26 protein-coding genes and 1 tRNA gene are annotated in these 24,756 nt (G+C 62.3%); 13 read left to right on the forward strand and 14 right to left on the reverse strand.

The features are described 5' to 3' along the window. Window positions 1-31: 31 nt before the first annotated feature. A complete protein-coding gene (locus AC1D1B_RS28705; protein ID WP_477336542.1) occupies window positions 32-1,105 on the forward strand; it encodes an SLAC1 family transporter in 1,074 nt (357 codons plus the stop codon). A gap of 452 nt (window positions 1,106-1,557) precedes the next feature. On the opposite strand, the gene AC1D1B_RS28710 is transcribed toward AC1D1B_RS28705, so the two are convergent. The 5 genes from AC1D1B_RS28710 to AC1D1B_RS28730 all read right to left on the reverse strand — a co-directional run bounded on the left by AC1D1B_RS28710 (window position 1,558) and on the right by AC1D1B_RS28730 (window position 5,555). Next, window positions 1,558-1,821, reverse strand: a complete 264-nt coding sequence (locus tag AC1D1B_RS28710; RefSeq protein ID WP_477336544.1) for a hypothetical protein — start codon at window positions 1,819-1,821, stop codon at window positions 1,558-1,560. After that, window positions 1,805-1,963: a hypothetical protein gene (locus tag AC1D1B_RS28715; RefSeq protein ID WP_477336546.1), complete on the reverse strand. Its 159-nt coding sequence runs from the start codon at window positions 1,961-1,963 to the stop codon at window positions 1,805-1,807. The genes AC1D1B_RS28710 and AC1D1B_RS28715 overlap by 17 nt, the downstream gene beginning before the upstream one ends. Before the next feature lie 176 nt (window positions 1,964-2,139). After that, entirely contained in the window at window positions 2,140-2,532 is a 393-nt protein-coding gene (locus AC1D1B_RS28720) for a GlcG/HbpS family heme-binding protein (protein WP_477336548.1), read from the reverse strand. A 47-nt stretch (window positions 2,533-2,579) separates the two neighbouring features. Next, entirely contained in the window at window positions 2,580-3,419 is an 840-nt protein-coding gene (locus AC1D1B_RS28725; RefSeq protein WP_477336550.1) for an enoyl-CoA hydratase/isomerase family protein, read from the reverse strand. 321 nt (window positions 3,420-3,740) lie between these two features. Beyond that, entirely contained in the window at window positions 3,741-5,555 is a 1,815-nt protein-coding gene (locus AC1D1B_RS28730) for an ABC transporter ATP-binding protein/permease (RefSeq protein WP_477336552.1), read from the reverse strand. A 539-nt stretch (window positions 5,556-6,094) separates the two neighbouring features. Here AC1D1B_RS28730 and AC1D1B_RS28735 point away from each other — a divergent pair. Then, window positions 6,095-6,610: a Dps family protein gene (locus AC1D1B_RS28735; RefSeq protein WP_477336554.1), complete on the forward strand. Its 516-nt coding sequence runs from the start codon at window positions 6,095-6,097 to the stop codon at window positions 6,608-6,610. 250 nt (window positions 6,611-6,860) lie between these two features. Here AC1D1B_RS28735 and AC1D1B_RS28740 read toward each other — a convergent pair whose 3' ends face one another. Next, window positions 6,861-7,511 (reverse strand): sensor histidine kinase, encoded by a 651-nt coding sequence (locus AC1D1B_RS28740; protein ID WP_477336556.1) that lies wholly within the window; start codon window positions 7,509-7,511, stop codon window positions 6,861-6,863. Between the two features lie 282 nt (window positions 7,512-7,793). Here AC1D1B_RS28740 and AC1D1B_RS28745 point away from each other — a divergent pair, with 282 nt between their 5' ends. Together AC1D1B_RS28745 and AC1D1B_RS28750 are read left to right on the forward strand one after the other, a co-directional pair. Continuing rightward, window positions 7,794-8,504, forward strand: a complete 711-nt coding sequence (locus tag AC1D1B_RS28745) for an SDR family NAD(P)-dependent oxidoreductase (protein WP_477336558.1) — start codon at window positions 7,794-7,796, stop codon at window positions 8,502-8,504. Window positions 8,505-8,529: 25 nt separating this feature from the next. Further along, window positions 8,530-8,997: a VOC family protein gene (locus AC1D1B_RS28750; RefSeq protein ID WP_477336560.1), complete on the forward strand. Its 468-nt coding sequence runs from the start codon at window positions 8,530-8,532 to the stop codon at window positions 8,995-8,997. 412 nt (window positions 8,998-9,409) lie between these two features. Here AC1D1B_RS28750 and AC1D1B_RS28755 read toward each other — a convergent pair. Continuing rightward, a tRNA-Arg gene (locus AC1D1B_RS28755) sits at window positions 9,410-9,486 on the reverse strand. Window positions 9,487-9,592: 106 nt separating this feature from the next. Next, entirely contained in the window at window positions 9,593-10,756 is a 1,164-nt protein-coding gene (locus AC1D1B_RS28760) for a M20 aminoacylase family protein (protein ID WP_477336562.1), read from the reverse strand. Window positions 10,757-10,973: 217 nt separating this feature from the next. Between AC1D1B_RS28760 and AC1D1B_RS28765 the strand changes: the two genes are divergently transcribed. Both AC1D1B_RS28765 and AC1D1B_RS28770 read left to right on the forward strand, forming a co-directional pair. Beyond that, window positions 10,974-12,155 (forward strand): D-alanyl-D-alanine carboxypeptidase family protein, encoded by a 1,182-nt coding sequence (locus tag AC1D1B_RS28765; protein WP_477336564.1) that lies wholly within the window; start codon window positions 10,974-10,976, stop codon window positions 12,153-12,155. 4 nt (window positions 12,156-12,159) lie between these two features. Beyond that, entirely contained in the window at window positions 12,160-13,275 is a 1,116-nt protein-coding gene (locus tag AC1D1B_RS28770; RefSeq protein ID WP_477336566.1) for a CobW family GTP-binding protein, read from the forward strand. Window positions 13,276-13,278: 3 nt separating this feature from the next. Here AC1D1B_RS28770 and AC1D1B_RS28775 read toward each other — a convergent pair whose 3' ends face one another. From AC1D1B_RS28775 to AC1D1B_RS28795, 5 genes are all read right to left on the reverse strand, one after another. Next, window positions 13,279-13,521, reverse strand: a complete 243-nt coding sequence (locus AC1D1B_RS28775; protein WP_477336568.1) for a sulfurtransferase TusA family protein — start codon at window positions 13,519-13,521, stop codon at window positions 13,279-13,281. A gap of 4 nt (window positions 13,522-13,525) precedes the next feature. Then, entirely contained in the window at window positions 13,526-14,821 is a 1,296-nt protein-coding gene (locus AC1D1B_RS28780) for a L,D-transpeptidase family protein (RefSeq protein WP_477336570.1), read from the reverse strand. A 235-nt stretch (window positions 14,822-15,056) separates the two neighbouring features. After that, on the reverse strand, window positions 15,057-16,007 hold the full coding sequence (locus AC1D1B_RS28785) for an acetyl-CoA carboxylase carboxyltransferase subunit alpha (RefSeq protein WP_181058202.1): 951 nt from the start codon (window positions 16,005-16,007) through the stop codon (window positions 15,057-15,059). A gap of 98 nt (window positions 16,008-16,105) precedes the next feature. Then, window positions 16,106-17,017, reverse strand: coding sequence for a site-specific tyrosine recombinase XerD (locus AC1D1B_RS28790; RefSeq protein WP_477336573.1), 912 nt, complete (start codon window positions 17,015-17,017; stop codon window positions 16,106-16,108). Between the two features lie 26 nt (window positions 17,018-17,043). Continuing rightward, window positions 17,044-17,196, reverse strand: coding sequence for a histidine kinase (locus tag AC1D1B_RS28795; protein ID WP_142866477.1), 153 nt, complete (start codon window positions 17,194-17,196; stop codon window positions 17,044-17,046). A gap of 172 nt (window positions 17,197-17,368) precedes the next feature. Here AC1D1B_RS28795 and AC1D1B_RS28800 point away from each other — a divergent pair, with 172 nt between their 5' ends. The 5 genes from AC1D1B_RS28800 to AC1D1B_RS28820 all read left to right on the forward strand — a co-directional run bounded on the left by AC1D1B_RS28800 (window position 17,369) and on the right by AC1D1B_RS28820 (window position 22,535). After that, on the forward strand, window positions 17,369-17,980 hold the full coding sequence (locus tag AC1D1B_RS28800; protein WP_477336575.1) for a shikimate kinase: 612 nt from the start codon (window positions 17,369-17,371) through the stop codon (window positions 17,978-17,980). Continuing rightward, window positions 17,977-19,101, forward strand: a complete 1,125-nt coding sequence (gene aroB, locus AC1D1B_RS28805; protein WP_477336577.1) for a 3-dehydroquinate synthase — start codon at window positions 17,977-17,979, stop codon at window positions 19,099-19,101. The genes AC1D1B_RS28800 and aroB overlap by 4 nt, the downstream gene beginning before the upstream one ends. After that, the gene (locus tag AC1D1B_RS28810) at window positions 19,098-19,994 is read left to right on the forward strand and encodes an HlyC/CorC family transporter (RefSeq protein WP_477336579.1); all 897 of its coding nucleotides are present in this window, start codon (window positions 19,098-19,100) and stop codon (window positions 19,992-19,994) included. The genes aroB and AC1D1B_RS28810 overlap by 4 nt, the downstream gene beginning before the upstream one ends. A 76-nt stretch (window positions 19,995-20,070) precedes the next feature. Then, the gene (locus AC1D1B_RS28815) at window positions 20,071-20,868 is read left to right on the forward strand and encodes an alpha/beta hydrolase (RefSeq protein ID WP_477336580.1); all 798 of its coding nucleotides are present in this window, start codon (window positions 20,071-20,073) and stop codon (window positions 20,866-20,868) included. Window positions 20,869-20,981: 113 nt separating this feature from the next. Continuing rightward, on the forward strand, window positions 20,982-22,535 hold the full coding sequence (locus tag AC1D1B_RS28820; protein ID WP_477336582.1) for an acetolactate synthase large subunit: 1,554 nt from the start codon (window positions 20,982-20,984) through the stop codon (window positions 22,533-22,535). 4 nt (window positions 22,536-22,539) lie between these two features. Here AC1D1B_RS28820 and AC1D1B_RS28825 read toward each other — a convergent pair whose 3' ends face one another. After that, a complete protein-coding gene (locus tag AC1D1B_RS28825) occupies window positions 22,540-22,842 on the reverse strand; it encodes a BolA family protein (RefSeq protein ID WP_477336584.1) in 303 nt (100 codons plus the stop codon). Between the two features lie 168 nt (window positions 22,843-23,010). Here AC1D1B_RS28825 and AC1D1B_RS28830 point away from each other — a divergent pair, with 168 nt between their 5' ends. Both AC1D1B_RS28830 and cobS read left to right on the forward strand, forming a co-directional pair. Further along, on the forward strand, window positions 23,011-23,640 hold the full coding sequence (locus AC1D1B_RS28830) for a J domain-containing protein (protein ID WP_142866468.1): 630 nt from the start codon (window positions 23,011-23,013) through the stop codon (window positions 23,638-23,640). A gap of 123 nt (window positions 23,641-23,763) precedes the next feature. Next, window positions 23,764-24,750 (forward strand): cobaltochelatase subunit CobS, encoded by a 987-nt coding sequence (gene cobS / locus AC1D1B_RS28835; protein ID WP_181058211.1) that lies wholly within the window; start codon window positions 23,764-23,766, stop codon window positions 24,748-24,750. The last annotated feature ends 6 nt before the right edge of the window (window positions 24,751-24,756 follow it).

The raw sequence follows: 24,756 nt of genomic DNA on the forward strand, positions 1-24,756 counted from the left end.
GATTTCGGGGCAGATTTGTGAGGGTGCAATTATGAAACAGCGGTCCGAATCTGACGGCGTCGCGCAACTGAGTGGACTGCGTCCCGAAGGAATGGTGGCATTAGAGCGGCATCCCGTGATCGATCTGCCGACAGAGCGATCTTTAATAGCCCGGTTTCCGGCCTCGTTCTTTGCCATTGGCCTGGGGACAAGTTCTTTTGCCGTCATGTGGCAGGTTGCGGTTCAACTGTGGGCAGCTCCGAAAGGAATTGCTGTAGCGGTCGTGATATTGGCCATATGCATATGGGCAGTTCTTTTAACACTTTACGCTTTGAAGTTGTGGTTAGCACCATTGGCCGTGCGAGCCGAACTCGCCGATCCCGTTCAGAATTGCTTTCCTGGTCTGGCGGGTGTTGGAATTATGCTAACCGCGGTGAGCGCGCTGCCGTTTAGCACGACAGCGGCTACCATCCTCCTATGCATCGGTGGGGTGCTCGCGGTTGGATTTGGGTTTTGGCACTCGCAAATGATCTGGAAAGCGACAATCGCTCTATCGGACGCGACGCCGGCCTTGTACTTGCCTGTCGCTGCCGGGTCGTTCGTCCTTAGCATTGGCCTGTCGACATTTGGGCATTCTGAGTGGGCCCAATTGGCTTTGGGTGCGGGGCTCTTCTCGTGGCTTACAATCGATTCCGTCTTGTTCTACCGGCTCTATTTTGGCGAGCCGCTTAGAGATCAGATTCGGTCGACCCTTGGGGTCCAGCTCGCCCCTCCGGCGGTCTGCTCGCTAGCCTATGTTAACTCGTCGGGCACCTCCGGAGACGTTTTTGTTCACTGTCTCATCGGTTACGCAATCCTGCAGGCAGTTGTCCTTGGCGGCGTGCTTCCACGGATAGTTGACCGCTTTTCCGTCGGTTTATGGAGCGTTAGTTTTGGCGCCACAGCATTGGCGACAACGATTGAAAAACTGGCCGTACGCGGCGACGCGGATTTGGCTGGCGTCTTGGCTCTTCCTATTTTTGCGGCCGCAAACCTGCTCATTGTATGGCTGGCAGTTAGAACAATCATTCTAGCCGTGGCCGGCTCATTATTGCCGTCTCTTCCAGACGGACAAGAGAGGCAGTAGCAGGCCGCATGCATGTAGCTAACGGACATCGATACATTGGATCCACGTCTTGGATGCAGGGAGAGGTTCGTGGGTAGGGCCCCCAAATTTTTTGACGGTATCGACAGGGGTCTAAGTCCATGCCGTCCAGTGGTGTCGAACAAGCGGACGTGATTGGCCTGCAACTGCAGGCAGATTGTCTAATCAGGTCGCACGTTGATCCGCTCGTGAAACATCGCATCAATGTTTGTTCCCCGACGGTCGCGGTTACCTGCGTTTCGTGGCCAGGGGTTTGACGACCACATCCGGGCAGGGATGCCGGGGCGATGGTGAAAGATTCCGGCCTGGTGCCACGACGATGGCTGACTGGATTGTGGTGATGAATGGCGGCCATGTCGAGCTGGTCGGCCGGCCGCTCGACCTCAACAACGACCTCAGAGGGCCTCGACCTTGTCCATAACCGCGCATTGCCGCTAGCCGCGCGACAGGTGGCGCGGATAGCGGTCGAGAAGCGGTGTCAGCCCCAGTATCTCAGCGGCGTCCGCATCCCGCTTTTGCTTGTCTGGCGCGTCGGCCAGCATCAGTGAGAGCGCCATGTTCTCGGCCACTGTCATATGCGGATAGAGCGCATAGTTCTGGAACATTGGAGATGTCGCGCTGCTTGGGCGGCAGGTCGTTAACAACCCGCACCCGATGCCGATCGTCGCGCCGGCGATGTTTTCACGCCCAGCGATCATCCTCAGCAGCCTCGATTTCCCGCAGCCGGACGGGTCGACGAGGCACCACGAACTCACCGTTCGCGAATGTCGACGAGACGCCATGAAGCATCTCGAACGGACCATGTGCCTTGCGGGCCTTATCGATCGTGACGTTCGCCATCAGACCGCACCGACGCGGATTTCGTTGGATGACAGGCCACCTGAACCAGCAGGGCGATGCCGCCGTCGCTGAAAGCTTAGGGACTGCTGTCTCTCGCAAAAACCGATATTCCGTCGGGCTCGAAGGTGATCCGGTCGCCCTTGGCCGAGGCTCTGGCGAATTCGCCTGAAGCTTGGTTAGCGGACAGCAGCCTCGGCGATGGCAACATCCTCTTCTGCGGTGCCGCCGCTGACGCCGACACCCGCGTAAATCTTACCGTCTTCGTCGACCAGAGGGATACCTCCACCCATGGGGCAAAAGCGCCCGCCGCCGACCGTCGGCAACGCATACAGCGATTGCCCCGGCTGTACGAGCGGCAGGATGTCCGCGGTGCGCAGGCGCACGAGGGCCGAGGTATACGCCTTACGCTCGGAAATCTCGAGCGCGAACACAGGCGCGCCGTTCATCCGGTGTTGGAGCACCAGATTGCCGTGAACGTCGATGATGCATACTGCGACAGGGACGTCGACCTTTGTCGCCTCTGCCTCCACACGTTCGGCAACCGACTTCGCTTTGATGAGCAGATCCATGGGTTGTTCCTTCTCTTTGAGGGGACGCCGTCTCCATCGACAGCGGTCTAGCGCGGTGGCAACTCGCCCAAGTGGAATGCCAGTCGATCCTCGACATCTCCCGGCGCCTGGAAGCCCTTGGCGGTCAGCGCTTTGATCCCCTCCTGGGCGGCGGGCCGGCTCAGCGAAGCTATGCAGGCTTCCCAGCCGGCGCCGAGCTCGACATCCGGCGTCAGGCTGGTGTTGACCAAGCGCTTGGTTTGCGCGATCGCCCACTTGTCGAACCTGGAGATCCTAGTGGCGAGCGCATCGACGTAGGCGTCGAGCTCTGCGTCGGGCAGGGCCTTGTTCACGTACCCATACGCCTCGGCCTGTTCGCCACGGATGTCCTCAGAGGACAACAGGATCTCCATGGCGCGATTGCGGCCGACGAGGTGGGGCAGGCGGGCCATCGGTCCACCGCCGGCTACCATACCCACACCAACCTCCCACTGGGAAATGATAGCCTTTTCCTTGCTAGCGAAAGCCATGTCGCAGGAAAGGGTAATCTCGCTCCCGTTGCCCGTAGCGCGACCCCGGATGAGGGCAATCGAAGCAACCGGCGCTCGCGTCAGCCGCACAAGAAAATCCGGCCAGGGCGGCAGGCCGGTCCGGCCCGGCGGTAGCGCGAGCATATCCTCGATCCGCGCCTTGAAGTCCGAATGGTTGAGGAAGTATCCGTCAACACTACTGTCAAACACCACAACCCGAACGTCCCCGTCAGCCTCAATGGCGTCAATCAGATGTGTGAATTCTTGCACCATCTGTGGACCCATGACATTGAGCGGCGCATTGTCGAATGTGACTCGCCAATAGGCGGGCGTCCGGCGTGTAAGGCGAATCTGCGAGGTAACTGTTTTGGCGTCCACTGGAACCTCCTTCCATGTTTACATGCTCGATGCCTCCAAGATGAGGCATTGGGTTCTGGCCCGCGATTGGACGAACGTATCGCCAAGACCATGGTGTCGGTCTGTCAGGGCAGGGCCGACTGCTCTGTGATCAAACGGGCTACCAACCCGTCTAAACAGTGGCCGTGCCGCCCCCAATCGCGCTGCAAGCTTCTGGTCTAGCAGACCCTCCCCCCGGGATAAGCGCTGCCTCGGGTGAACTGCGTGGTCGTCGCGCAACATAGGGACGTAAGGAGCGGTGACCAACCGATGGCGCCGCCCGGCGCGATTCTGAACATCGGTCTATTGCTCGCGGCGTAAGGCGATGGGCGGCGGGTCGATCGCGCCGGCCCTGACACGGACCGGTTTCAGCGCCGTTGCACTGGTATCCTTGACGATCGTCAACGCGCGCGGAAAGAACTGATTGTTGTGCTGGCCACGCCCGATATTGAGGATTGCGCTTCCGGGCAGGCGCTTCTCCAGCATCGATAGCACACCCCGCAACGGGGGTCCGTCGAACGCGTCCAGGGCTTCGTCGATGATCACCCATTTCGGCTGCCGCAAGGCGAGCCTGGCCACGCCCAGCAAGCGCTGTTCGTCATCGCCCAACTCATGGTCCCAGCGCCCGACGCGGTCGAGCGACGACAGCAGCCGTTCAAGACCGACCTCGGCAAGCACCGCGGAAATGTCGGCATCGCTCGCCGGCGCAGCCCCGTTTGGGTGGTCGAGGACCTCGCGCAACGTACCGACCGGAAAATACGGGACGCGCGGCACGAAGATGAGGGTTTCTCCGGCCGGTAGGCCGATCTTGCCGCTGCCCCACGGCCACAGCCCGGCAATGGCGCGGAAGAACAACGTCTTGCCAGCGCCCGGCTCGCCGGTGATCATGACGCGTTCGCCGGGATGGATCTCGACATGCTGGTCGGTGAGCCTGGCGCAGCCCTCCGGCGAGGCCACTTCGAGCTTGTCGAAAGTCAGGCTGCCATTGGCGTTGTCGCCGAAGGCAATGCGCCTTTCCGTGTCGTGCAGCACATCGGTTTCATTGAGCGCGATGCGGAAGTCGGCGACACGCATCAGCGTGGCGCGCCAATCGGCGATGGCGCCGATGTTATTGATGAACCAGCGCAAGGACGAGTGGACCTGGTTGAAGGCGCCGACCGCCATCATCAGCCCGCCAAAGCTGATATCGCCCGAGAAATAGACCGGCGAGGCGACCAGGATGGGCGCCACGACGGTGATCCAGCCATAGGTATCAGTTACCCAGGACAGGTTGATCTGGGCGCTGTAGATGCGCCGCATGGCGCCGAGCACCGTATCGAGGTCGAGTCCGAGCCGTCGCTTGGCGTCGGCCTCGCCATGGTACAGCGCAATGGCGTCGACATTCTCGTTGACGCGCACCATCGACGAGCGCAACTCGGCTTCGCGCGTGTAGCGGTCGCTATTGAGGCGGATCAGCGGCCGTCCGACCAGCCAGCTCAGCCAGGAGGCTGTGCCGGCATAGAGGATGGCTGCCCAGACCATGTAGCCCGGTATGGCCAGGGACGTGCCGCCAAGATGAAACACGAAGCCCGAAGACAGTTCCCACAACACGCCGACGAAGGACACCAACAGGATGCACGACTGCAGCAGGCCGACGCCGAGATCAGTCGACAGGTCGGACAGATGCGCGGCGTCCTGCTGCATGCGCTGGTCGGGATTGACACCGATGGCGCCGGCATTGGCCAGCCGGAAGGCGCGCGCCGGCCGCATCCATTGGTCGATCAGATCCGCCGTCAACGCCTCGCGCAGCTTCAGCCTGATCATCTGGTTGAGCCAGGTCTGGCCGATATTGAGCACCAGAAGCCCGCCGGCTATCGCCGCGAAGACGAGAAACTGGTGCAGGAAGGCCGCCATGTCGCGACGCGCCAGCGCATCGAAGAACGGCTGGTTCCAGCGGTTGAGCAGGACCTGGCCGATCGACGTTGCGATGATCACGGCCATGATGCCGACCGACATCCAGAGCAGTGTCTTGCGAACCGGCGATCCCGTCAGCGCCTGCCCGATGGTCGCCATCTGATCGCGCAGGCTGCTGGCTTCGATGGCCATGGTGATCGGCTGAACGGTGGCCTGATTGTCCATTTGGTCAGTCTTACCGAGATCCTTCGTTCATGTGCGATGCTGAACCAGATGAAGATAGCCGACGGCCGCCGCTCCCCGACCAGTCCGCTAGCCCAGAACGACAGACACGTCGGGTGGATTCAGGGCGAGGCAGGTTTCCAGCTTGGTCACGAAGGTTTCACCTGGCGACACGATGCTGCCGCGCCCTGGGGCTCGACCCGGCGGCCGAACGCCGGCGGCGACAGGGACTTTGGTCAGTTGGATGTCGGTTCAGCGATGCCTACACGATGCCCGTACTGCCCGACACGGTCCATAGCACCTTGGTGTCGGTGGCAGGTTGAGCGCCGCCATCCCAATGCGGTAAGTTTTCAGGCGCCTGGTTTGACGGTGATTGCGGTCAAATCCGGCTTGCGTCAATTCGCTCGTGAAGGCCTGACTAAGATGCAATCGCGTCCCTGCGAGCGCGCCTATACCTTCGTCTGATTGGATCAGAAAAGGGCATTTCGTATTCTGACATATCGAAAGACGCCGGTGTGCGGCCTGTAGAGAGACCTGGGATCATGACGCAACAGTTGAGCAAGACATCCGGTTCGGATCGCTTCCTTCGCACTCCGACAGATCTTGGTTCCGACGCGACCCGCGACATCGCTGCTGGCCTCGCCGGTCTGCTCGCTGATGTCTTCACCTTGTATCTCAAGACCAAGAACTTTCACTGGCACATGAGTGGGCCGAATTTCCGGGACTATCACCTATTGCTCGACGAGCATGGCGACCAGATCTTCGCGATGACCGACGCGATCGCCGAGCGCGCGCGCAAGATCGGCGGCACTACGATCCGTTCGATCTCCGATATCGCGGGACGCCAGCGCATCCTCGACAACAATGCCGACTATGTTGATCCGCAGGACATGCTCGCCGAGCTTCACGGCGACAATAAGCAGTTGGTGGCCGAGCTGCGTCGCGTCCATGAGCTGTGCGATAGCTATTCGGACATGGCCACCGCGAGTCTGATCGAAGGATGGATCGACGAAGGCGAACGGCGCAGCTGGTTTCTCTACGAGATTTGCCGCGCCTGAGCGAAAAAAGGGCAAGGCGGCGGGCGAGATTCTGCACGCCCGGGACAACCGTCGACAAGGATCGCGCCTTCGGTTCTGATTGGGGTGCAAGTCGACGGGGAAGCATGCTGACCGCTGGTCGGGTGGCATTGATCCGCATCGGCTTTTCCTGCCCGAAGTTGGCTCAGCCTCATTGGTACCGCGCACGTTCTGATAGGAGCGCAGACGGCGTTGCTGGCAGTTTTGGGTTCAGAAGCTTTCGGGTGCAGAACTAAGGCGTGATCAGAGGGAAGCGCACACCCGCAACCGATCCACACGGGGTGAATTTCCACTGCACAGAGCCGCCAAGTTCCGCCGTCAGCGCGCGTATCAACCGCCGCCCGCGTCCCTCTGGCGGATCGGAGGCCGCGCATCCATCGTCGCAGACAACGCACCAGACGCTGCTGCCACTTCTGTTCAGTGAGACGCGGATGGAACCCTGGCGATCTTTCAGGCCAAGGCGTGCTGCGTTTCGGACCAGTTCGGAGACGATTAGACCGGCGCGCCAGCACCGCGCGGCGTCGAGCCGGATTTCGTCCGTTGCAACGGTCAACTGAATACCCCGCTCGCCGAGGGACGCGCGCGACAGGCTGGAACACAACTTCCCGACATGATGACCCAGGTCGATGTCTTCCTCAGCGATCGGTACGAGAAGGGATCGATGCGCCTCCGCCATCGCCTGCAGACGGTCCGCTGCGCGCCTCAACGCCGGCGCGGCCTTAACCTCTCCCCGGGACGCGGCCAGCGACAGGATCGCTATCGCTTCGCTATATTCGTTGATCACCCGGTGGCTGATCTCTTCGACCAGATGCGATGCCAGCGGCTGGCACGATACGGTTGATGGATTCGCACATCCTGTTAGCACGGCCAGATCCTCCGGCAACGCCGCCCCGCCACGGGAGTGCCGTTCGCGATGTTACGGAAAAATCACAGCAGATCCCGCCGAAACGTTCCATTGCGCCAAGGTGTCGGCAATACTTAAGACGGAGGTAGGCCGCGTGGATTGGCGCTCCGAGTGTGGCGGCAGGTCATTTATAACCGCCGACACCAAAGTATACGCGACACCATTGGACAATGGTTGCGAGTCTTGATTGTCCACATGTTCACAGTCCGGAATGGGGGCGGCGCAGTTGGGTCGGTGGCCCCAAGATCATTGAGGTCAGTCGTGGAACCTGAACAGAAAGTGGTTGTCATCACCGGCGGGTCGCAAGGCATTGGCGCAGCGCTGGTTGAGGCCTATCTCGGCCGGAACTACCGCGTCGTTGCCACCTCGCGCTCTGTCAAACCTTCCGATAGATCGGACGTGCTTGCGATCACGGGTGATATCGGCGACCCCGCTACGGGGCCGATGGTGGTCGCGCAAACACTCCAGCGCTTCGGACGGATCGATACACTGATAAATAACGCTGGCGTCTTCCTTGCCAGCCGTTTTACGCATTACTCGGCGGAGGATTATACCCGCGTCGTGGCGACCAACCTGACCGGTTTCTTCTTCGTTACCCAGGCCGTGATCGCCGCAATGGAACGCCAGGGCAGCGGCCATGTCGTCAACGTCACCACCAGCCTGGTGAAGCAGGCCAACTCGAAGGTGCCGTCCGTGCTCGCTTCGTTGACCAAGGGGGGTGTCGACGCCGCGACCCGAAGTCTAGCGATCGAATATGCCCGCAGTGGAATCCGGGTGAATGCAGTGTCGCCTGGCGTCATCAGGACCCCGATGCACGCGTCAGAGACATACGAGGCGCTGGCGACGATGCATCCAATGGGTCGCCTGGGGGAGATTTCCGACATTGTCGGCGCGGTCCTCTACCTGGAGGATGCTCCTTTCGTGACAGGGGAAACGCTTCATGTCGACGGCGGCCAGAGCGCTGGCCACTGACTCAACCGGTCAAGGGAGATCCACCATGCCGATCGCTACCGTCCAACTCGCGCGCGAGGATGAAGTTTATACAATGCCCCCGCGGCATGGCTTTACCGTCGCGCATTTTCTCACGGTGGCCGACATCGAACGCTCTGCGCGATTTTATGAGATGGTCTTCGGAGGCCGCGTCCTGAGCCTTGGCGATAGCAGTGGCGCGCCGGGATATATCCAGTTGGCCAACACGTGGCTCATCGTCAACGTCGGGGGCGGCCCAACACCTGACAAACCGTCGGTAACGCTCGGTGTACCCCCTGATCCGGATTCACTCAGCAGCTTCATGAATATCCGCGTTGCCGACATCCACGGCTGCTATGAACGCTGGCAAGCCCGGGGCGCTAAGTTCATCACCGAGCCGATGGAAAAGTACGGCGAGACGCGCTGCTACATTCGCGATCCGGACGGCTACATCATCGAAGTGGGCCAGAGTAAGCCGGGGGTCGTTTACGGTTAGCCCTGCAAGGGATCATGGCCGCAATGATTCGCAGCAGTACAGCCGCCCATGGGTCGCGTAAGAATGGCCAGAGCAGCGACGAGATTCCGTTGTGCTGGCTCGAGGCGGTCAGCTAAGCGGGAGGGCGATCAGCGCAACAGCAGCTGCCACGGAAGGCAGGGTAGCAGGACTGGTTTTCTCCAGGAAGACCATTGGATCGCCAGTGCGTCGAAAAACAGGCGAGGGTGGCTGGGAACACCCGACAACCACTCTCAATCGGGCATCGTAGCGCTCTGCTTCGCAGTGGAATTCGGCCATTTGTTCCTCAGGCATGCGCGTCAAAAGTTTGAAGGTCTACGAAATTCTCCGTACTAATTTCGAAAAAATCTCCCAAAAAAGTACGGAAATAATTTCTCTAAGTGTTTGAAAATATTGGTGATCCCGACTGGATTCGAACCAGTGGCCTACAGATTAGGAATCTGCCGCTCTATCCTACTGAGCTACGGGACCACGCGGCCCGACACATAGCCGCTTCGGATCGTTTCGCCAAGAGGCTCGCCTAAGGCAATCGAAAGGCCGGCCGAAGGCAAATCGACCGGCCTTTCAGCGGCATAGGTCAGGCGGCGAGCGCGGTTTCGGCCAGTTTCACCCAATAGCTCATGCCGTGCGGAATGACTTCGTCGTTGAAGTCGTAGGCCGGGTGGTGAAGGCCGGCGGTCTCGCCATTGCCGATGAAGATGAAGGCGCCGGGGCGGGCTTCCAGCATATAGGAGAAGTCCTCGCCGCCCATCACCGGCTGGATGGCGCGATGGACATGGGTGTCGCCGGCGACACTTGACGCGACATCGCCGGCAAACACCGTTTCTTCCGGATTGTTGAAGGTCACGGGGTAGTTGGCGTCATAGTCGACCGTGATGGTCGCGCCGAAAGCGGTGGCAATGCCGTCGCAGATGGCGCGGATGCGCTCCTCCGACTTCTTGGCGATCTCCTTCTTCAGCGTGCGCACGGTGCCGGCGATCTCGGCGGTCTCGGGAATGACGTTGTAGGCGTCGCCGGCGTGGAATTTGGTCACCGACACCACCACGGCCTCGACCGGATCGGTGCTGCGCGAGGCAACGGTCTGCAAGGCGCCGACGAGCTGGCTGGTGATGACGATCGGGTCGATCGTGCCGTGCGGCATCGCCGCATGGCCGCCGCGGCCCTTGACGGTGATGGTGAACTCGGCGGTCGCCGCCATGATCGGGCCCGGCCGGATGGCGAACTGGCCGACCGGCAGGCCCGGCATGTTGTGCATGCCGAACACCCTGGAGATGTCGAAGCGCTCCATCATGCCGTCCTTGACCATCTCGTTGCCGCCGCCGCCGCCTTCTTCGGCCGGCTGGAAGATCACCGCCACGGAGCCGGCGAAATTGCGCGTCTCGGTCAGATATTTGGCGGCGCCGAGCAGCATTGCCGTGTGGCCGTCATGGCCGCAGGCGTGCATTTTGCCGGGAACCGTCGAGGCGTAGGGCTTGCCGGGGATCTCGTTGATCGGCAGTGCGTCCATGTCGGCGCGCAGGCCAATGGTCGCGCCTTCGCCCTTGCGGCCATGGATGATGCCGACGACGCCGGTCTTGCCCAAGCCCGTCACCACGTCGTCGCAGCCGAATTCCTTCAGCTTCTCGGTGACGAAGGCGGCGGTCTTGAAGACGTCGAAATTCAGTTCTGGCGTCTGGTGCAGATGGCGTCGCCAGCCGGCAACTTCATCCTGCATCTCGGCAGCGCGGTTGAGAATCGGCATAATGGTTCCATCTCGCTGTTGGAGCAGACGGTCTGGCCTGCTGCTTTTGCAATTGTGATTGCCAGGCACTTTGCCATCTTGGCGTCACATAGGGTAAATAGCACCGCAACGATGTGTTCCGGAAATTGAGGGCCGGATCGTATCATGCTGGCCATCGCGTAACGAAATCTTACGGAGCCAGGGGCGACTACGGCAAGAGGCGATTTCGGATTCCATGATGCGGCACAGCCATATCCTCAAATTACTGCTAACGGGCGCCTTGGCGCTGCCGCTGCTGGCCGGGCCGGCTTCGGCCAATCCGATTGTGCTGTTCGACCTGAACAGCGGCAAGGTCCTGCAGCATCAGGACGCCTTCAGCCGCTGGTATCCGGCTTCGCTGAGCAAGCTGATGACCGCCTATGTCACCTTCCGGGCAATTGCCGCCGGCGAGGTCCAGCTCGATTCGCCAATCAAGGTGACCAAGCATTCCGCCGGCGAGCCGCCGAGCAAGATGGGCTTCAAGCCTGGTTCGGTGATGCGGCTCGACAATGCGCTGAAGATGATGCTGGTCAAATCGGCCAACGACATCGCCATGGCCGTCGGCGAGAATATAGGCGGCTCGCAGGCCGGCTTCGCCACCCGCATGAACGCTGAAGCCGCGCGGCTCGGCATGACCGGAACGCATTTCGTCAACCCGAACGGGCTGTTTTCGCCGGACCAGTATACGACAGCGCGCGATCTTGCCTTGCTGGTGATGGCGATCCGCAAGGAATTCCCGCAATACGCCCCCTGGTTCTCGATCGAAGGCCTTGCCGTCGGCAAGAAGGCGATCCCCAACTACAATCTCTTGATCGGCCGCTATCCCGGCGCCGACGGCATGAAAACCGGCTTCGTCTGCCCCTCGGGCTTCAACATGATCGGCTCGGCGACGCGCAATGGCCGCACGCTGGTCGCCGTCGTGCTTGGCGAGAAATCGGCGGTCAGCCGCGCCGAGACCACCGCCAGGCTGCTCGACCAGGGTTTTGCCATGACCGACCCGAACTGGCTCACGGTGGCGGCCATGCCTTCCTATGGCGACACCATGTCGCCCAACGACATGCATGACGAGATCTGCAAAAAGAAGGCACGCGAAGAGCAGTCCGAGGCAGCGCCGCCGGTGGCTGCAAAAGACGCCGCGGCCGCACCGAAATCGCCCTATCAGGAAAAGCTCGACCATGTGCCGACGCTGGTCGCCGTCGGCCTTGGCGGCGCCACCGGGCCGGCGCCCAAAGCAATGCTCGACCAGGGCGGCCAGGACTATGCCGATGTTCCGCTGCCGAACTGGCGGCCCGACATCCCGGCGCCAAAGGGCTCGGAACCGGTCGTGGTTGGCTCGGCAACGGCTGTGCAGGGCGACCAGCCGGTCAAGGCTGCGAACTAGCGAGATGGCGGGCTTTCCGATACCCGTCACGGTGCTCACCGGTTTCCTCGGCGCCGGCAAGACGACTTTGCTCAACCGGCTGCTCAAGGATACGGCGCTCGTCGATACCGCCGTCATCATCAACGAGTTCGGCGAGGTGGCGATCGATCATCTCCTGGTCGAGCAGGCTTCAGACGGTATCATCCAGCTGTCCGACGGTTGTCTCTGCTGCACGGTGCGCGGCGAATTGGTCGACACGCTGGCCGACCTCGTCGACCGGCTGCAGACCGGGCGCATCGCAAAGCTGGCCCGTGTCGTCGTCGAAACCACCGGGCTCGCCGATCCGGCGCCGGTGCTGCAGTCGATCATGGCGCATCCTGCCCTTGTCCAGGCCTTCCGGCTCGACGGCGTCATCACGCTGGTCGACGCCGTCAACGGCAATGCCACGCTCGATGGGCATGTCGAGGCGGTCAAGCAGGTTGCGGTCGCCGACCGCATTGTGCTGACCAAGGTCGATCTGGCCGGCGATCCCGCCGATGTCGAGGCTTTGCGGTCGCGGCTGCATCAGCTCAATCCAGGCGCGAAAGTGCTTGAAGCGGGCGACAGCGGAACCGGCGTCGCGGCGCTGTTCGATTGCGGCCTCTACAATCCGGCAACCAAGTCCGCCGACGTCCAGCGCTGGCTCGGCGAAGAAGCCGCGCATGATCATGAGCATCATCATGGCGATCACGACCATGGTCATCATGATCACGCCGAGCACGAGCATCGCCACGATTCCCGTGTGCGCTCCTATTCGCTGGTCCATGACGGCCCGGTGCCGTTTTCGGCGATCGAGATGTTCCTCGACCTGTTGCGCTCGACGCATGGCGACAAGCTTTTGCGCATGAAGGGCGTCATCGAGCTTGCGGAAGATCGGTCGCGGCCGCTGGTCGTCCACGGCGTGAAGAAGATCCTGCATCCGCCGGCGCGGCTGCCGGCCTGGCCGGACGGCCAACGTGGCACCAGGCTGGTGCTGATCACGCTCGACATGCCGGAAGACTATGTGCGCCGGCTGTTTGCCGCCTTCACCAACCGGCCGTCGATCGACACGCCGGATCGCGCGGCGCTGGAGAGCAATCCGCTAGCGATTGCCGGGGGTTGATACTCAGGCTTGCGGTTCGCCGCGCTCGACCAGAAAACGATGCCCGCCGGATACAGCCGTTGTTTCAACCAGCTGGTGGCCGGCGTCGGCGCAGAAGGCGGGGATATCGATGACGGCCAGCGGATCGGTGGTCTCCAGCCAAAGCTGGCTGCCCGGCCGCATCGCCGCCAGGCGTTTTTTCGCCTTAAGAACGGGCAGGGGGCAATTCAGCCCCTTGAGATCATAGACGGATGCGCGCTTGGCCAAAGGCTCAGCCGCCGAACATGCCGAGCAGCTTGTTCTTGATCTTTGACATCCGGCTTTCGTCGGCCGGCGGCTCGGCGGGCGCTGCCTCGACGCTGGCGGTGGCGACCGGCTGTTGAGCGGCCTGCTTGGCGGCTTCCTTCTCGGCCAGCGCTTGGGCCTTGGCAGCTTCCTTTTCGGCCAGTGCCTGGGCCTTGGCGGCTTTCGCTGCCTCGATGGCCGCAACCCGCTGTTCCTCGGCCTTGCGCTTGGCTTCCTTCTCGGCGTCGAGCGCCGCCATCTTGCGGCCGGCGGGCGAATCGATGCGGCCCATGCGCGCCGTCTCGGTCACCGTGCCGTCGGAATTCAGTGACGGCGGATCGATCGGCACGCGCTCGCCGCGGGCGCGGCGCTTCGACCAGTCGGAAACGATGCTGGCTTCCTTGATGCCGGCAATGGTCGGCTTGGGCGCCGGCACGCTGGCCTTGACCGCGCCGGTGAAGGCCGCGTCATAGCTGCTCTGATAGGCGTTGTAGGCGCTCTTCAGCGAATCCGGCTGCGTGCTCGCAGGGCAAGCGCCGGTCGGATCGAAGGTCGTGCCGTCAGGCGCCACCTGGTTGAAGACATAGCGCTTCTCGCAGACATCGACCTTCGGCGGCACCTTGGTGATCTCGAAATTGTCGTAGCCGACCTTCAGCATCTTCCAGAACTCGTAGTTCGGGTCGTTGCGATAGCGCGCCATGTTGGCGGCGGTCATGCGGAACGGAAAGGCCTGGATCTGGAACTCGGTCTGGCCACCCTGGAAGGCATCGCGGCCGAAAGCATAGATCTGCTCGATCTGCGGATCGGTCATCGAATAGCAGCCCGACGACGAGCAGGCGCCGTGCACCATCAGATTGGCGCCGGTGCGGCCATTGGCGCGGTCATAGGCGTTGGGGTAGCCGATGTTGAAGGACAGGTGATAGTTCGAGCGCGGGTTCATCTGTGACGGGCGAACCGTATAGAACCCTTCCGGCGCCTGGCGGTCGCCTTCGGTGTATTTCGGCCCGAGCTTGCCCGACCATTTGCAGATGTCGTAGCTGGCGACCATCTCGTAGCGGCCGGTGGTCTTGGCCTTCCAGATCTCGAGCTTGCCCTCTTCCTTGAAGATGCGGGCCATCACCGAGGAGGTGCGGACCATGCCCTTGGCCTTCATGTCGGCGAGGATCTTGTCCGGCAGCGGCTTGCTGGCCTCCGGCGCGAAATTCTTCATCGAGGAATCGTTGCAGCCGGCAACGCCAAGGGCGGCGATCAGGATTCCGGTGCGGGCAAGCTTGGCAAACATGGTTACGGCTATGTCTTTTTCCCGGGGCGTGGGGCTTCGCAGCCGCAGGCCAACACACTAAACCTTCACGGACCCTAAGCCCGTTAACCTTGAAAATTCCTTACCGCAAGCTCCGGATGGCTGCCCCCACGGCAATTCGCTCGATGTCACGGACTTTTCATTGAACTGAATGCGGCGGCATTTTTGTGGCGAAATTGCTCCCGACGCCACATTGCGGCGCGCGGCCGGCCTGAAATCAGAGGCTGCGGCCCATCGCCAGGTATTTTTCGCGGCGCTGCTCGCGAAAATCGGTGTTGGCGCCGGCAAAATCCTTCATCGTCTTGGCTATGAGGTCGCCGGTGGCGGCGATCACCGTTTCGGGCGCGCGCTGGGCGCCGCCGAGCGGTTCGGGAATGATGGCGTCGATGATCTTCATTTCCAGAAGATCCTGGGCGGTGATCTTCATGTTGGTCGCCGCATCCTTCGAACGCGTGGTGTCACGCCACAGGATCGAGGCGGCGCCCTCCGGCGAGATCACCGAATAGATAGCGTGTTCCAGCATGTAGACGCGGTTGGCGGTGGCGATGGCAATGGCGCCGCCCGAGCCGCCTTCGCCGATGACGACCGAGATCGACGGCACTTTGAGACCAAGGCAGGCCGAGGTCGAACGGGCAATGGCTTCGGCCTGGCCGCGTTCCTCGGCGCCGACGCCGGGATAGGCGCCGGCGGTGTCGACCAGCGTCAGAAGGGGGATTTTGAAACGGTCGGCAAGCTCCATCAGCCGCACCGCCTTGCGGTAGCCTTCAGGCCGCACCGAACCGAAATTGTGCTTGAGCCGGCTCGCCGTGTCCGAGCCCTTTTCCTGGCCGATGACGGCCACCGGCTCGCCGCGGAAGCGGGCGAAGCCGCCAATGATGGCCTGGTCCTCGCCGAAATTGCGGTCGCCGGCGAGCGGCGTGAAATCGTTGAACAGGCCCTTGATGTAATCGAGGCAATGCGGCCTGTCGGTGTGGCGCGCCACCTGCACCTTCTGCCACGGCGTCAGCGCCTTGTAGATGTCGCGCAGCGCGTCGCGCACGCGCTTCTCGAGCCGGCTGATTTCATCGCCGACATCGACCGCCTCGCCATTCTCTGCAAGCTTCTTCAGCTCGAGGATCTTGAGTTCAAGGTCCTGCACCGGCTTTTCGAAATCGAGGTAATTGTACATTCTTGAGCGGACCGATGCGTCGGAAGGCAAAGACTGGCGGGACCCGGGAAATGGCGGCTCCGCGCGGTGGAACGTGCCTTCACATAGCGATATGAGGCCTAGTCGGCAAGCGGATGATGATCGTTGACCAGCCGCACCAGCCGCTCCTCCAGCACATGCGTGTAAATCTGCGTGGTCGAGATATCGGCATGGCCGAGCAGCTGCTGCACCGCCCTGAGATCGGCGCCGTTCTGCAAGAGATGGCTGGCGAAAGCATGGCGCAGCACGTGCGGCGATATTTTCGCCGCCGATATGCCGGCCCGCGCGGCAAGGCCCTTCAGGTCGCGGGCAAAGACCTGCCTGGAGAGAAAGCCGCGGTCGCCGGCGGCCGGAAACAGGAACGGGCTGTCGGCGAAAGCCGGCACCATCGCCCGGGCCGTGAGCCAGGCCCGCATGGCCACGCGCGCCTTGACCGACAGCGGCACCATGCGCTCCTTGTCGCCCTTGCCGCGCACCATGAAGAAGCGGTCGTCGCGCTGGGCGACGGTCACCGGCAGGCCGACCAGTTCGGAGACGCGCAGGCCGGTGGCATAGAGCACCTCGACCAGCGCGTGCAGGCGCAGTGCCGCCGGCCGGTCGCCATTGACGTCATCGCCTGCCTCGAGGGCCGCGCGGTCGAGCAGCCGGCCGGTATCGGCCTCGCTCATCGTCTTGGGCAGCGGGCGGCCCTTTTTCGGGCTGTCGAGCGTGCCGGTCGGGTCGTCGCCGCGCAGGCCCTCGGCATAGAGAAACTTGAAGAACTGGCGGATCGCCGACAGTTTTCGCGCCTGCGAGGTCGGCGCAAAGCCGCGCGCGGCGATGTCGTCGAGATAGGCGCGGATGTCGGCCGCGGCAGCACCGGCAAGTCCGCCGCCAATCTGCTGCGAGGCGTCTTCGAGATCGCGGCGATAGGAAGACAGCGTGTTTTCGGCGGCACCGCGTTCGGCGCTCATCATTTCGAGAAAGGCTTCGATGCGAGCCGCGCTGTTCATTTCCTGAAGTCAGTTTTTCTCTAGGGTCAGTTTTTCTTCGGGTTCAGCTTTTCCGGCGGAATGCGCACGGTAATTTCCGCCTTTTTCGGCTCGACGAACATCGCCAGCGCCACCATCGTACCATAGGCAATGCCGGCAAGAATCATCAGTGTCACGACAAAGCGGAACAGTGTCGGCATCAATCTTCGCCCGTCTTCTTGCTTTGCGATTCCAAACCCTGTGCCCTTATGGGACGCTAATTCCGTCAATTCAAGGACGAAGGGTTCTGTGTGCCAGGGGTGCCATGCTTGACGCAAACGGGCTTTTGATGTCGATACGCCGGCAAAGACGGCTTAGAAACAGCATGATCTCATGAACGCGCCACCAGCAAACCCTCCCGGCGAGAGCCATGCCGAGCTGCTCGACAGGCTGGGCAGTCGTTCGATTGTCTTTGTCGGCCTGATGGGCGCCGGCAAGACAGCGATCGGCCGCAAGGTGGCGACCATGCTGTCGCTGCCCTTCATCGACAGCGACCAGGAGATCGAAATCGTGTCGCGCATGACGGTACCGGAACTGTTCGAGCGCTATGGCGAAACCGAATTCCGCGCGCTCGAGCAGCGCGTCATCCTGCGCCTCTTGGAAAATGGCCCGCAGGTGCTGTCGACCGGCGGTGGGGCATTCATGAATGCTCAGACGCGCGACGCGATCGCGTCGCATGGCGTTTCGGTGTGGCTGAAGGCCGAACTCGATCTGCTGATGGAGCGCGTGTCCAAGAAACAGAACCGGCCCTTGCTCAAAAGCCCCGATCCGCGCGCCGTGCTGGAGCGGCTGATGGGCGAGCGCTACCCGGTCTATGCCACGTCTAACATCACCGTGCCGACACGCGATGACCGCAAGGAAGTCATCGCAACCGAGGTCGTCGACGCGCTGTGCGGGCATTTCGGCGTTCCAGCCACCACGGCGCTGGGCGAGGTGCGGTCATGAGCGAACCGGTCATTGTCGAGGTCGGCCTTGGCGAGCGCGCCTATAACATCCTTATCGGCCCCGGCCTGTTGGCGCGCGCCGGCGTGGAACTGTCGCGCCGTCTGCCCGGCACGAGGGCGGCCGTGGTCACCGACAACAATGTCGCGGCGGCACATCTCGAGACGCTGAAGGCGGGCCTCGAAAAAGGCGGTATCCAGCCTGCGGTCATCACCTTGCCGGCCGGCGAAAAGACCAAGAGCTTTGCCCATCTCGAAGAGGTGGTCGACGGCGTGCTTGCCGCCAAGCTGGAGCGCGGCGACGTCGTCATCGCGCTTGGCGGCGGCGTCATCGGCGATCTCACCGGATTTGCTGCAGGCATCGTTCGGCGCGGCATGAATTTCGTGCAGATCCCGACCTCGCTGCTGGCGCAGGTCGATTCCTCCGTTGGCGGCAAAACCGGCATCAACAGCCCGCGCGGCAAGAATTTGGTCGGCGTCTTCCACCAGCCGAAGCTGGTGCTGGCCGACACCGAGGTGCTCGACACGCTGCCGATCCGCGAATTCCGTGCCGGCTATGCCGAACTCGCCAAATATGGGCTGATCGACCGGCCGGATTTCTTCGCCTGGCTGGAAGGGAACTGGACAAAAGTATTTGTTGGCGGTGCGGAACGGGCCGAGGCCATCGCCGAGGCTTGCCGGGCCAAGGCCGATGTCGTCGCCCGCGACGAGTTCGAAACCGGCGATCGCGCCTTGCTCAATCTTGGCCATACATTCGGCCATGCGCTGGAAGGTGCCACACAGTATGACGGCGCCCGTCTCGTCCATGGCGAAGGCGTCGCCATCGGCATGGCGTTGGCGCACCGTTTTTCCGCACGGCTCAACCTGGCGAGCCCCGATGACGCGGCACGGGTCGAGGCGCATCTGCACGCCGTCGGCCTGCCCTGGCGCATGTCAGACATCCCCGGCGAACTGCCCGACGCCGAGGCGCTGCTGGGCTTCATCACCCAGGACAAGAAAGTGTCGCGCGGTGCGCTGACCTTCATCCTGACGCGCGGCATCGGCCAGGCTTTTATTGCCAAGGACGTGCCGGCGTCCGAAGTGCTTTCGTTCCTAAGAGAGAACCATCCGGGCCAACCAAAATGACCGATGAGCCCGGCTGGATCGTCGTCGCCGTCCTTGCCATCCTCATCCTGCTGGTCGTTGCCGTGCGCACGCGCCTGCTTGCGATGTTCGGCTATGAGCTGTCGCGCATCGAACCGCAGCGCTCGACGCAGGATGAATTGCGCGGCGCGGTCGACGATTTCCGCCGTGACGGCCAGATGGTGCGCGAGGACCGCGACCGCGTCGGCGGCCTGTTCGACCTCGCCGAACTCGAAGTCTCCGACATCATGGTCCACCGCACCAATATGCGCTCAGTCAACGCCGACAATGCGCCGGAAGCGGTGGTGCGCGAGATCCTGCAGAGCCCGCACACCCGCATGCCGTTGTGGAAGGGCTCACTCGACAACATTGTCGGCGTGCTGCACGCCAAGGACCTGCTTCGGGCGCTGAACGAGGTTGGCAACGACTTCACCAAAATCGACGTGATGAAGATCGCGTCGAAGCCTTGGTTCGTGCCCGACACCACGACCTTGCAGGAACAGCTCAACGCCTTCCTGCGCGCCAAGGCGCATTTCGCCATCGTCGTCGACGAATATGGCGAGGTCGAAGGGCTGGTGACGCTGGAGGACATTATCGAGGAGATCGTTGGCGAGATCGCCGACGAGCACGATGTCGACATTCAGGGCGTCAAGCAGGAAGCCGACGGCTCCGTCGTCGTCGATGGCACCGTGCCGATCCGCGATCTCAACCGGGCGCTCGACTGGAACCTGCCCGACGAGGAAGCCACCACCATTGCGGGTCTTGTCATCCACGAGACGCAGTCGATCCCCGAGGAAAAGCAGGCCTTTACCTTCCACGGCAAGCGCTTCGTGGTGATGAAGCGCGACAAGAACCGGATCGCCAGGATCAGGATCAGGCCGGCCGGGGAGACCTGACCCGCATTACCAATCCTTCATTGGAACTCGACGGCGCCGGGGTGCATTTTCACGCTCGGGAGGTCAGGAGACGATGATGATAGACCGGCGAACTCTGCTTCTGGCCTCGATGGCGTTGTTGCCGGCCGGCGGCGCCGCGGCATCGGGGAGGCCGTCTCCCCAGAGCTTCGACTACGGGCCGGCCAAGCTCGACATCTATGCGCCCGACGGCGACAGGGGCCGGCCGGTGGTGTTTTTCGTCCATGGCGGCACCTGGCAGTTCGGCAAGCGCAGCCAGGTCGGCGCCAAGCCTGCCTTCCTGCTCGCCAATGGCTTCTGCTTCGTCTCCATCGACTATCGCATGCTGCCCGAGGCCGATGTCGCCACCCAGGCCGGCGATGTCGAAAAGGCCTATGCCTATATCAGGGCCAACATCGCTGAGCACGGCGGTGACCCCAACCGCATCGTCGGCATGGGCCATTCGGCCGGCTGCCACCTTATCGCACTGACCGGCATGCGCGGCGGACTGCCCGGCGTTGCCGGGCTGCTTCTCGACGATACCAGGGCCTATGACCTTGCCGCGCTTGAGAAAAGCGGCGGCATGGTCCGGGCCTATGCCCGCGTCTTTTCCGACCCTGCTCAATGGGCGGCACTCTCGCCAGCGAGCTATGTCGATGGACACAAACATCCGCCAACGTTCATCGCATATTCGCGCGCCGATGGCCGCGACGAGCAATCGACGGCCTTTGCCAAGCGCCTGCGGGCCACTGGCACGGCGGTGACACTCTTCGACGGCAGCGCCTACACGCATATGTCGATCAATCATGACTTTGGTGAAGACGGCGACGCGTTGACCGCCGCCGCGCTGGCGTTCCTCAAATCTGCGGTTAGCTGATCGCCAATCCTCGAAGGTGTCCTGGATCAGACCAAAAGCGCCGGCGGGATATTGCCGTGCCGGTGCTTACGGGTGCTATTGCACTCTCCGACTGGTGATTGGGGGAGAATTTCATGAATGGCGCCGACCTGCTGTGCGACGTGCTCCTGGCCAATGACGTCACCGTCTGCTTCGCCAATCCCGGCACATCCGAAATGCATTTCGTTGCCGCGCTTGACCGCAAACCTCAGATGCGTTGCGTGCTTGGCCTGTTCGAAGGCGTGGTGACGGGTGCCGCCGACGGTTATGCGCGCATGACCGACCGCCCGGCAGCGACGCTGCTGCATACCGGGCCGGGCTTGGCCAACGGGCTTGCCAACATGCACAACGCAAGGCGTGCACGGAGCCCGATGATCAACATTGTCGGCGATCACGCTTCCTACCATCTGCCGCTCGACGCGCCGCTGACCAGCGATATAGAGGGCCTAGCGGCGCCGATGTCGAACTGGGTTGGCCGCGTCAAGGGGCCGGCCGACATCGCCCCGGCTGCAGAGGCGGCTTTCCGTGCCTCGCTGACGCCGCCAGGTGTTTCGACGCTGATCCTGCCGGCGGATGCAGCCTGGGGCGAGGTTGATGCGGTCTCACCTGGCAAAGTGAAGCTGGCGCCGCCAGCAGCCGTCGACATGGATTCCGTGCGCAAGGTCGCCGAAGCAATCCGCGCCGCGCCGGGCCGTGTCGGCATGGTGGTGCGCGGACTGGCGGCGCGAGCCGATGCGCTTGAAATCGCCGGTCGAATCTCGGCGGCCGGCGATGTCCGCCTGTTCAGCGAGGTTCTGATCGCCCGCATGCAGCGCGGTCGCGGCCGCGTCGCGCCGACCCGCATTCCGTATCCGGTCGATGCCGCGACTGCCACGCTGAGGGATATCGACGTGCTGGTGCTGGTCGGCGCCATGGAGCCGGTTGCCTTCTTCGCCTATCCCGGCAAGCCTGGGCGGCTGGTTCGAGACGATTGCCAGGTACTTTCGCTGGCGGCGCATGGCGAGGATCTGAAGGCGGCGCTGGAAGCGCTTGCCGACGAACTCGTCATCAAGCCGACGCAGCAATTCACCGCCGCAACGGCCTTCCCAGATGAACCAGCGCCAAGCGGCACGCTGACGGACGATGCGATCGCGCTTTCCGTGGCGCGCAAACTTCCGGCCAATGCCATCGTCTGCGACGAAGCGATCACCTCGGCAAGGCGGTCCTTTGCGCTGTCGGCCTTTGCCGCGCCGCACGATTACATGATGGGCACGGGCGGATCGATCGGCGGCGGCATTCCGATGGCAACCGGGGCGGCGATCGCCTGCCCGGATCGCAAGGTGATCAATCTCGAAGCCGACGGCAGCGGCATGTACACGGTGCAGGGACTGTGGACGCAGGCCAGGGAAAAGCTCGACGTCGTGACCATCATTTTTTCCAACCGGACCTACGCCATCTTGCATGGCGAAATGCGCAATGTCGGTGTGAATGCGTTCGGCGAGAACGCCAGGCGCATGCTCGATCTCGACCATCCGGCGCTGGACTGGGTTGCGCTGGCCAACGGCATGGGCGTCGAAGCGGCCCGCGCCGATACATGCGAGCGGTTCGATGCGTTACTCGACAGTGCGCTCTCGCGCCCCGGGCCGTTTCTGATCGAAGCGGTGATCTGAAGCCCTACCAGCGGGTCTTTTCGCCCGGTGCTGCCGGTTCGATTGCCAGCGCATGGACGCCGGCCTGCAGCTCCGCCGCCAGCAGTTCGTTGACGGCGCGGTGGCGGTCGATGCGGCTCATGCCGGCAAAGACTGATGAGACGATGCGGACGCGAAAATGCGTCTCGCCAGTGCCGTCATAGGCGCCGTGATGGTCGGAGCCGTGATGATGGTGGCCGGCATGAAGGTGACTTTCATTGACGATCACCAGCCGCTCCGGCGAAAACGCCTTGTTCAGCTTGTCTTCCATGGTCGCCTGTATGGACATCGCCGTTTCCCTTCACCATATCTGCAAGGCGTGATCGGGAAATCGGGATCGATCTCGCCGGGCCGCCTCAAAAATCACCATTCGCCTTGCTTTATGCCGCGATTCAGCGGTTAGGGCGATCATCGCGAAAATGTCAATTCTTGTTTCGCACGTGCGAACAGCCCATAAATGGGTGAGATGAAACCGTACCCCAAATATTTCGAGAAGATTCGGATCCGTCCCGAAAAGGACGCGGAGCTGAAGTCGCGCTCGCCAATCTGCCAGTGGGACGGCTGCAAGGAGGCCGGCACCCATCGCGCGCCGGTCGGACGCATGAAGGAAGGCGAGTATTTCCAGTTCTGCTTCGACCATGTGCGTGAATACAACAAGGGTTTCAACTACTTCTCCGGCGTCCCGGACACCGAGATCGCCCGCTTCCAGAAGGAAGCGATGACCGGCCACCGGCCGACATGGAAGATGGGCCTCGCCGGCGCCTCGACCCGCTCTTCGCCCGATATGGCGCAAATGCGTTCCGGCCGCGCCGGCTATTACAACCGCATGCGCGACCCTTTCGACCTGTTCAAAGGCCCGAAAGACCCGCGCGAGGCGCGCGAACGCAAGGCCAAGCCGCTTGAGGCCAAGGCGCTGGAAACGCTTGGCCTTGATACAAAGGCGACTGGCAAGGACATCAAGGCGCGCTATAAGGAACTTGTGAAGCGTCACCATCCGGATGCGAATGGCGGCGATAGAGGTTCGGAAGACCGGTTCCGCGATGTGCTGCAGGCCTATCGCGTGCTCAAGCAGGCGGGTTTGTGCTGAGCGACCCAACGGTTCGTGTCGTTTTCCAACTTTCATAAGGGTGGAAAAGGCTCTAAGACCGCCCCCGGACAAAATCGATTGCCGGCGAAATGAGGCATTTCGCCCGTGGAGACGTGGATAGAGATGAACAAGGTCGATCGCGACATCGCCAATTTGCCGGACACGACAGTGTCGGTGAAGGACAAATTCGGCTTCGACTCCAAGATGGTGGTGCCGGCCTATTCGGTGACATCAGAGCATGTGCCGGACATCGATCCGGACTATCTGTTCGACAAGGCGACAACGCTGGCGATCCTGGCCGGCTTTGCCTACAACCGCCGCGTCATGGTGTCGGGCTATCACGGCACCGGCAAGTCGACGCATATCGAACAGGTCGCCGCCCGCCTCAACTGGCCTTGCGTGCGCGTCAACCTCGACAGCCATGTCAGCCGTATCGACCTCGTCGGCAAGGACGCCATCGTCGTCAAGGACGGCTTGCAGATCACCGAATTCCGTGACGGCATCCTGCCCTGGGCCTACCAGCACAATGTCGCGCTCTGCTTCGACGAGTATGACGCCGGCCGTCCGGACGTCATGTTCGTCATCCAGCGCGTGCTGGAATCGTCGGGCCGCCTGACGCTGCTCGACCAGAGCCGGGTCATCCGCCCGCATCCGGCGTTCCGGCTGTTTTCGACCGCCAACACGGTCGGCCTCGGTGACACCACCGGCCTCTATCACGGCACGCAGCAGATCAACCAGGCGCAGATGGACCGCTGGTCGATCGTCACCACGCTGAACTATCTGCCGCACGACAATGAGGTGAACATCGTTCTGGCCAAGGCCAAGCACTATCGCGACGGCAAGGGCAAGGAGATCGTCAACAAGATGGTGCGGGTCGCCGACATGACGCGCTCGGCCTTCATCAATGGCGATCTGTCGACCGTGATGAGCCCGCGTACCGTCATCACCTGGGCCGAAAATGCCGAGATCTTCGGCAATATCGGCATGGCGTTCCGGCTGACCTTCCTCAACAAATGCGACGAGCTGGAGCGCTCGGTGGTGGCCGAGTTCTACCAGCGCGCCTTTGGCGAGGATCTGCCCGAGAGCGCCGCCAATGTGGTGCTGGGCTAAGCACAG

The sequence above is a fragment of the Mesorhizobium sp. P2_C5_2 genome (genome assembly GCF_056404535.1).

What these genes read in the sequence shown, in the direction of transcription:
- AC1D1B_RS28815 (WP_477336580.1), top strand. Translation starts at nt 20,071, where the DNA reads ATGATAGACCGGCGAACTCTGCTTCTGGCCTCGATGGCGTTGTTGCCG.
- AC1D1B_RS28730 (WP_477336552.1), bottom strand. Translation starts at nt 5,555, where the DNA reads ATGGACAATCAGGCCACCGTTCAGCCGATCACCATGGCCATCGAAGCC.
- AC1D1B_RS28720 (WP_477336548.1), bottom strand. Translation starts at nt 2,532, where the DNA reads ATGGATCTGCTCATCAAAGCGAAGTCGGTTGCCGAACGTGTGGAGGCA.
- AC1D1B_RS28780 (WP_477336570.1), bottom strand. Translation starts at nt 14,821, where the DNA reads ATGTTTGCCAAGCTTGCCCGCACCGGAATCCTGATCGCCGCCCTTGGC.
- AC1D1B_RS28790 (WP_477336573.1), bottom strand. Translation starts at nt 17,017, where the DNA reads ATGAACAGCGCGGCTCGCATCGAAGCCTTTCTCGAAATGATGAGCGCC.
- AC1D1B_RS28760 (WP_477336562.1), bottom strand. Translation starts at nt 10,756, where the DNA reads ATGCCGATTCTCAACCGCGCTGCCGAGATGCAGGATGAAGTTGCCGGC.
- AC1D1B_RS28750 (WP_477336560.1), top strand. Translation starts at nt 8,530, where the DNA reads ATGCCGATCGCTACCGTCCAACTCGCGCGCGAGGATGAAGTTTATACA.
- AC1D1B_RS28710 (WP_477336544.1), bottom strand. Translation starts at nt 1,821, where the DNA reads ATGATCGCTGGGCGTGAAAACATCGCCGGCGCGACGATCGGCATCGGG.
- AC1D1B_RS28715 (WP_477336546.1), bottom strand. Translation starts at nt 1,963, where the DNA reads ATGGCGAACGTCACGATCGATAAGGCCCGCAAGGCACATGGTCCGTTC.
- AC1D1B_RS28770 (WP_477336566.1), top strand. Translation starts at nt 12,160, where the DNA reads ATGGCGGGCTTTCCGATACCCGTCACGGTGCTCACCGGTTTCCTCGGC.
- AC1D1B_RS28795 (WP_142866477.1), bottom strand. Translation starts at nt 17,196, where the DNA reads ATGCCGACACTGTTCCGCTTTGTCGTGACACTGATGATTCTTGCCGGC.
- AC1D1B_RS28820 (WP_477336582.1), top strand. Translation starts at nt 20,982, where the DNA reads ATGAATGGCGCCGACCTGCTGTGCGACGTGCTCCTGGCCAATGACGTC.
- AC1D1B_RS28825 (WP_477336584.1), bottom strand. Translation starts at nt 22,842, where the DNA reads ATGTCCATACAGGCGACCATGGAAGACAAGCTGAACAAGGCGTTTTCG.
- AC1D1B_RS28810 (WP_477336579.1), top strand. Translation starts at nt 19,098, where the DNA reads ATGACCGATGAGCCCGGCTGGATCGTCGTCGCCGTCCTTGCCATCCTC.
- cobS (WP_181058211.1), top strand. Translation starts at nt 23,764, where the DNA reads ATGAACAAGGTCGATCGCGACATCGCCAATTTGCCGGACACGACAGTG.
- AC1D1B_RS28765 (WP_477336564.1), top strand. Translation starts at nt 10,974, where the DNA reads ATGCGGCACAGCCATATCCTCAAATTACTGCTAACGGGCGCCTTGGCG.
- AC1D1B_RS28830 (WP_142866468.1), top strand. Translation starts at nt 23,011, where the DNA reads ATGGGTGAGATGAAACCGTACCCCAAATATTTCGAGAAGATTCGGATC.
- AC1D1B_RS28785 (WP_181058202.1), bottom strand. Translation starts at nt 16,007, where the DNA reads ATGTACAATTACCTCGATTTCGAAAAGCCGGTGCAGGACCTTGAACTC.
- AC1D1B_RS28735 (WP_477336554.1), top strand. Translation starts at nt 6,095, where the DNA reads ATGACGCAACAGTTGAGCAAGACATCCGGTTCGGATCGCTTCCTTCGC.
- aroB (WP_477336577.1), top strand. Translation starts at nt 17,977, where the DNA reads ATGAGCGAACCGGTCATTGTCGAGGTCGGCCTTGGCGAGCGCGCCTAT.
- AC1D1B_RS28800 (WP_477336575.1), top strand. Translation starts at nt 17,369, where the DNA reads ATGAACGCGCCACCAGCAAACCCTCCCGGCGAGAGCCATGCCGAGCTG.
- AC1D1B_RS28705 (WP_477336542.1), top strand. Translation starts at nt 32, where the DNA reads ATGAAACAGCGGTCCGAATCTGACGGCGTCGCGCAACTGAGTGGACTG.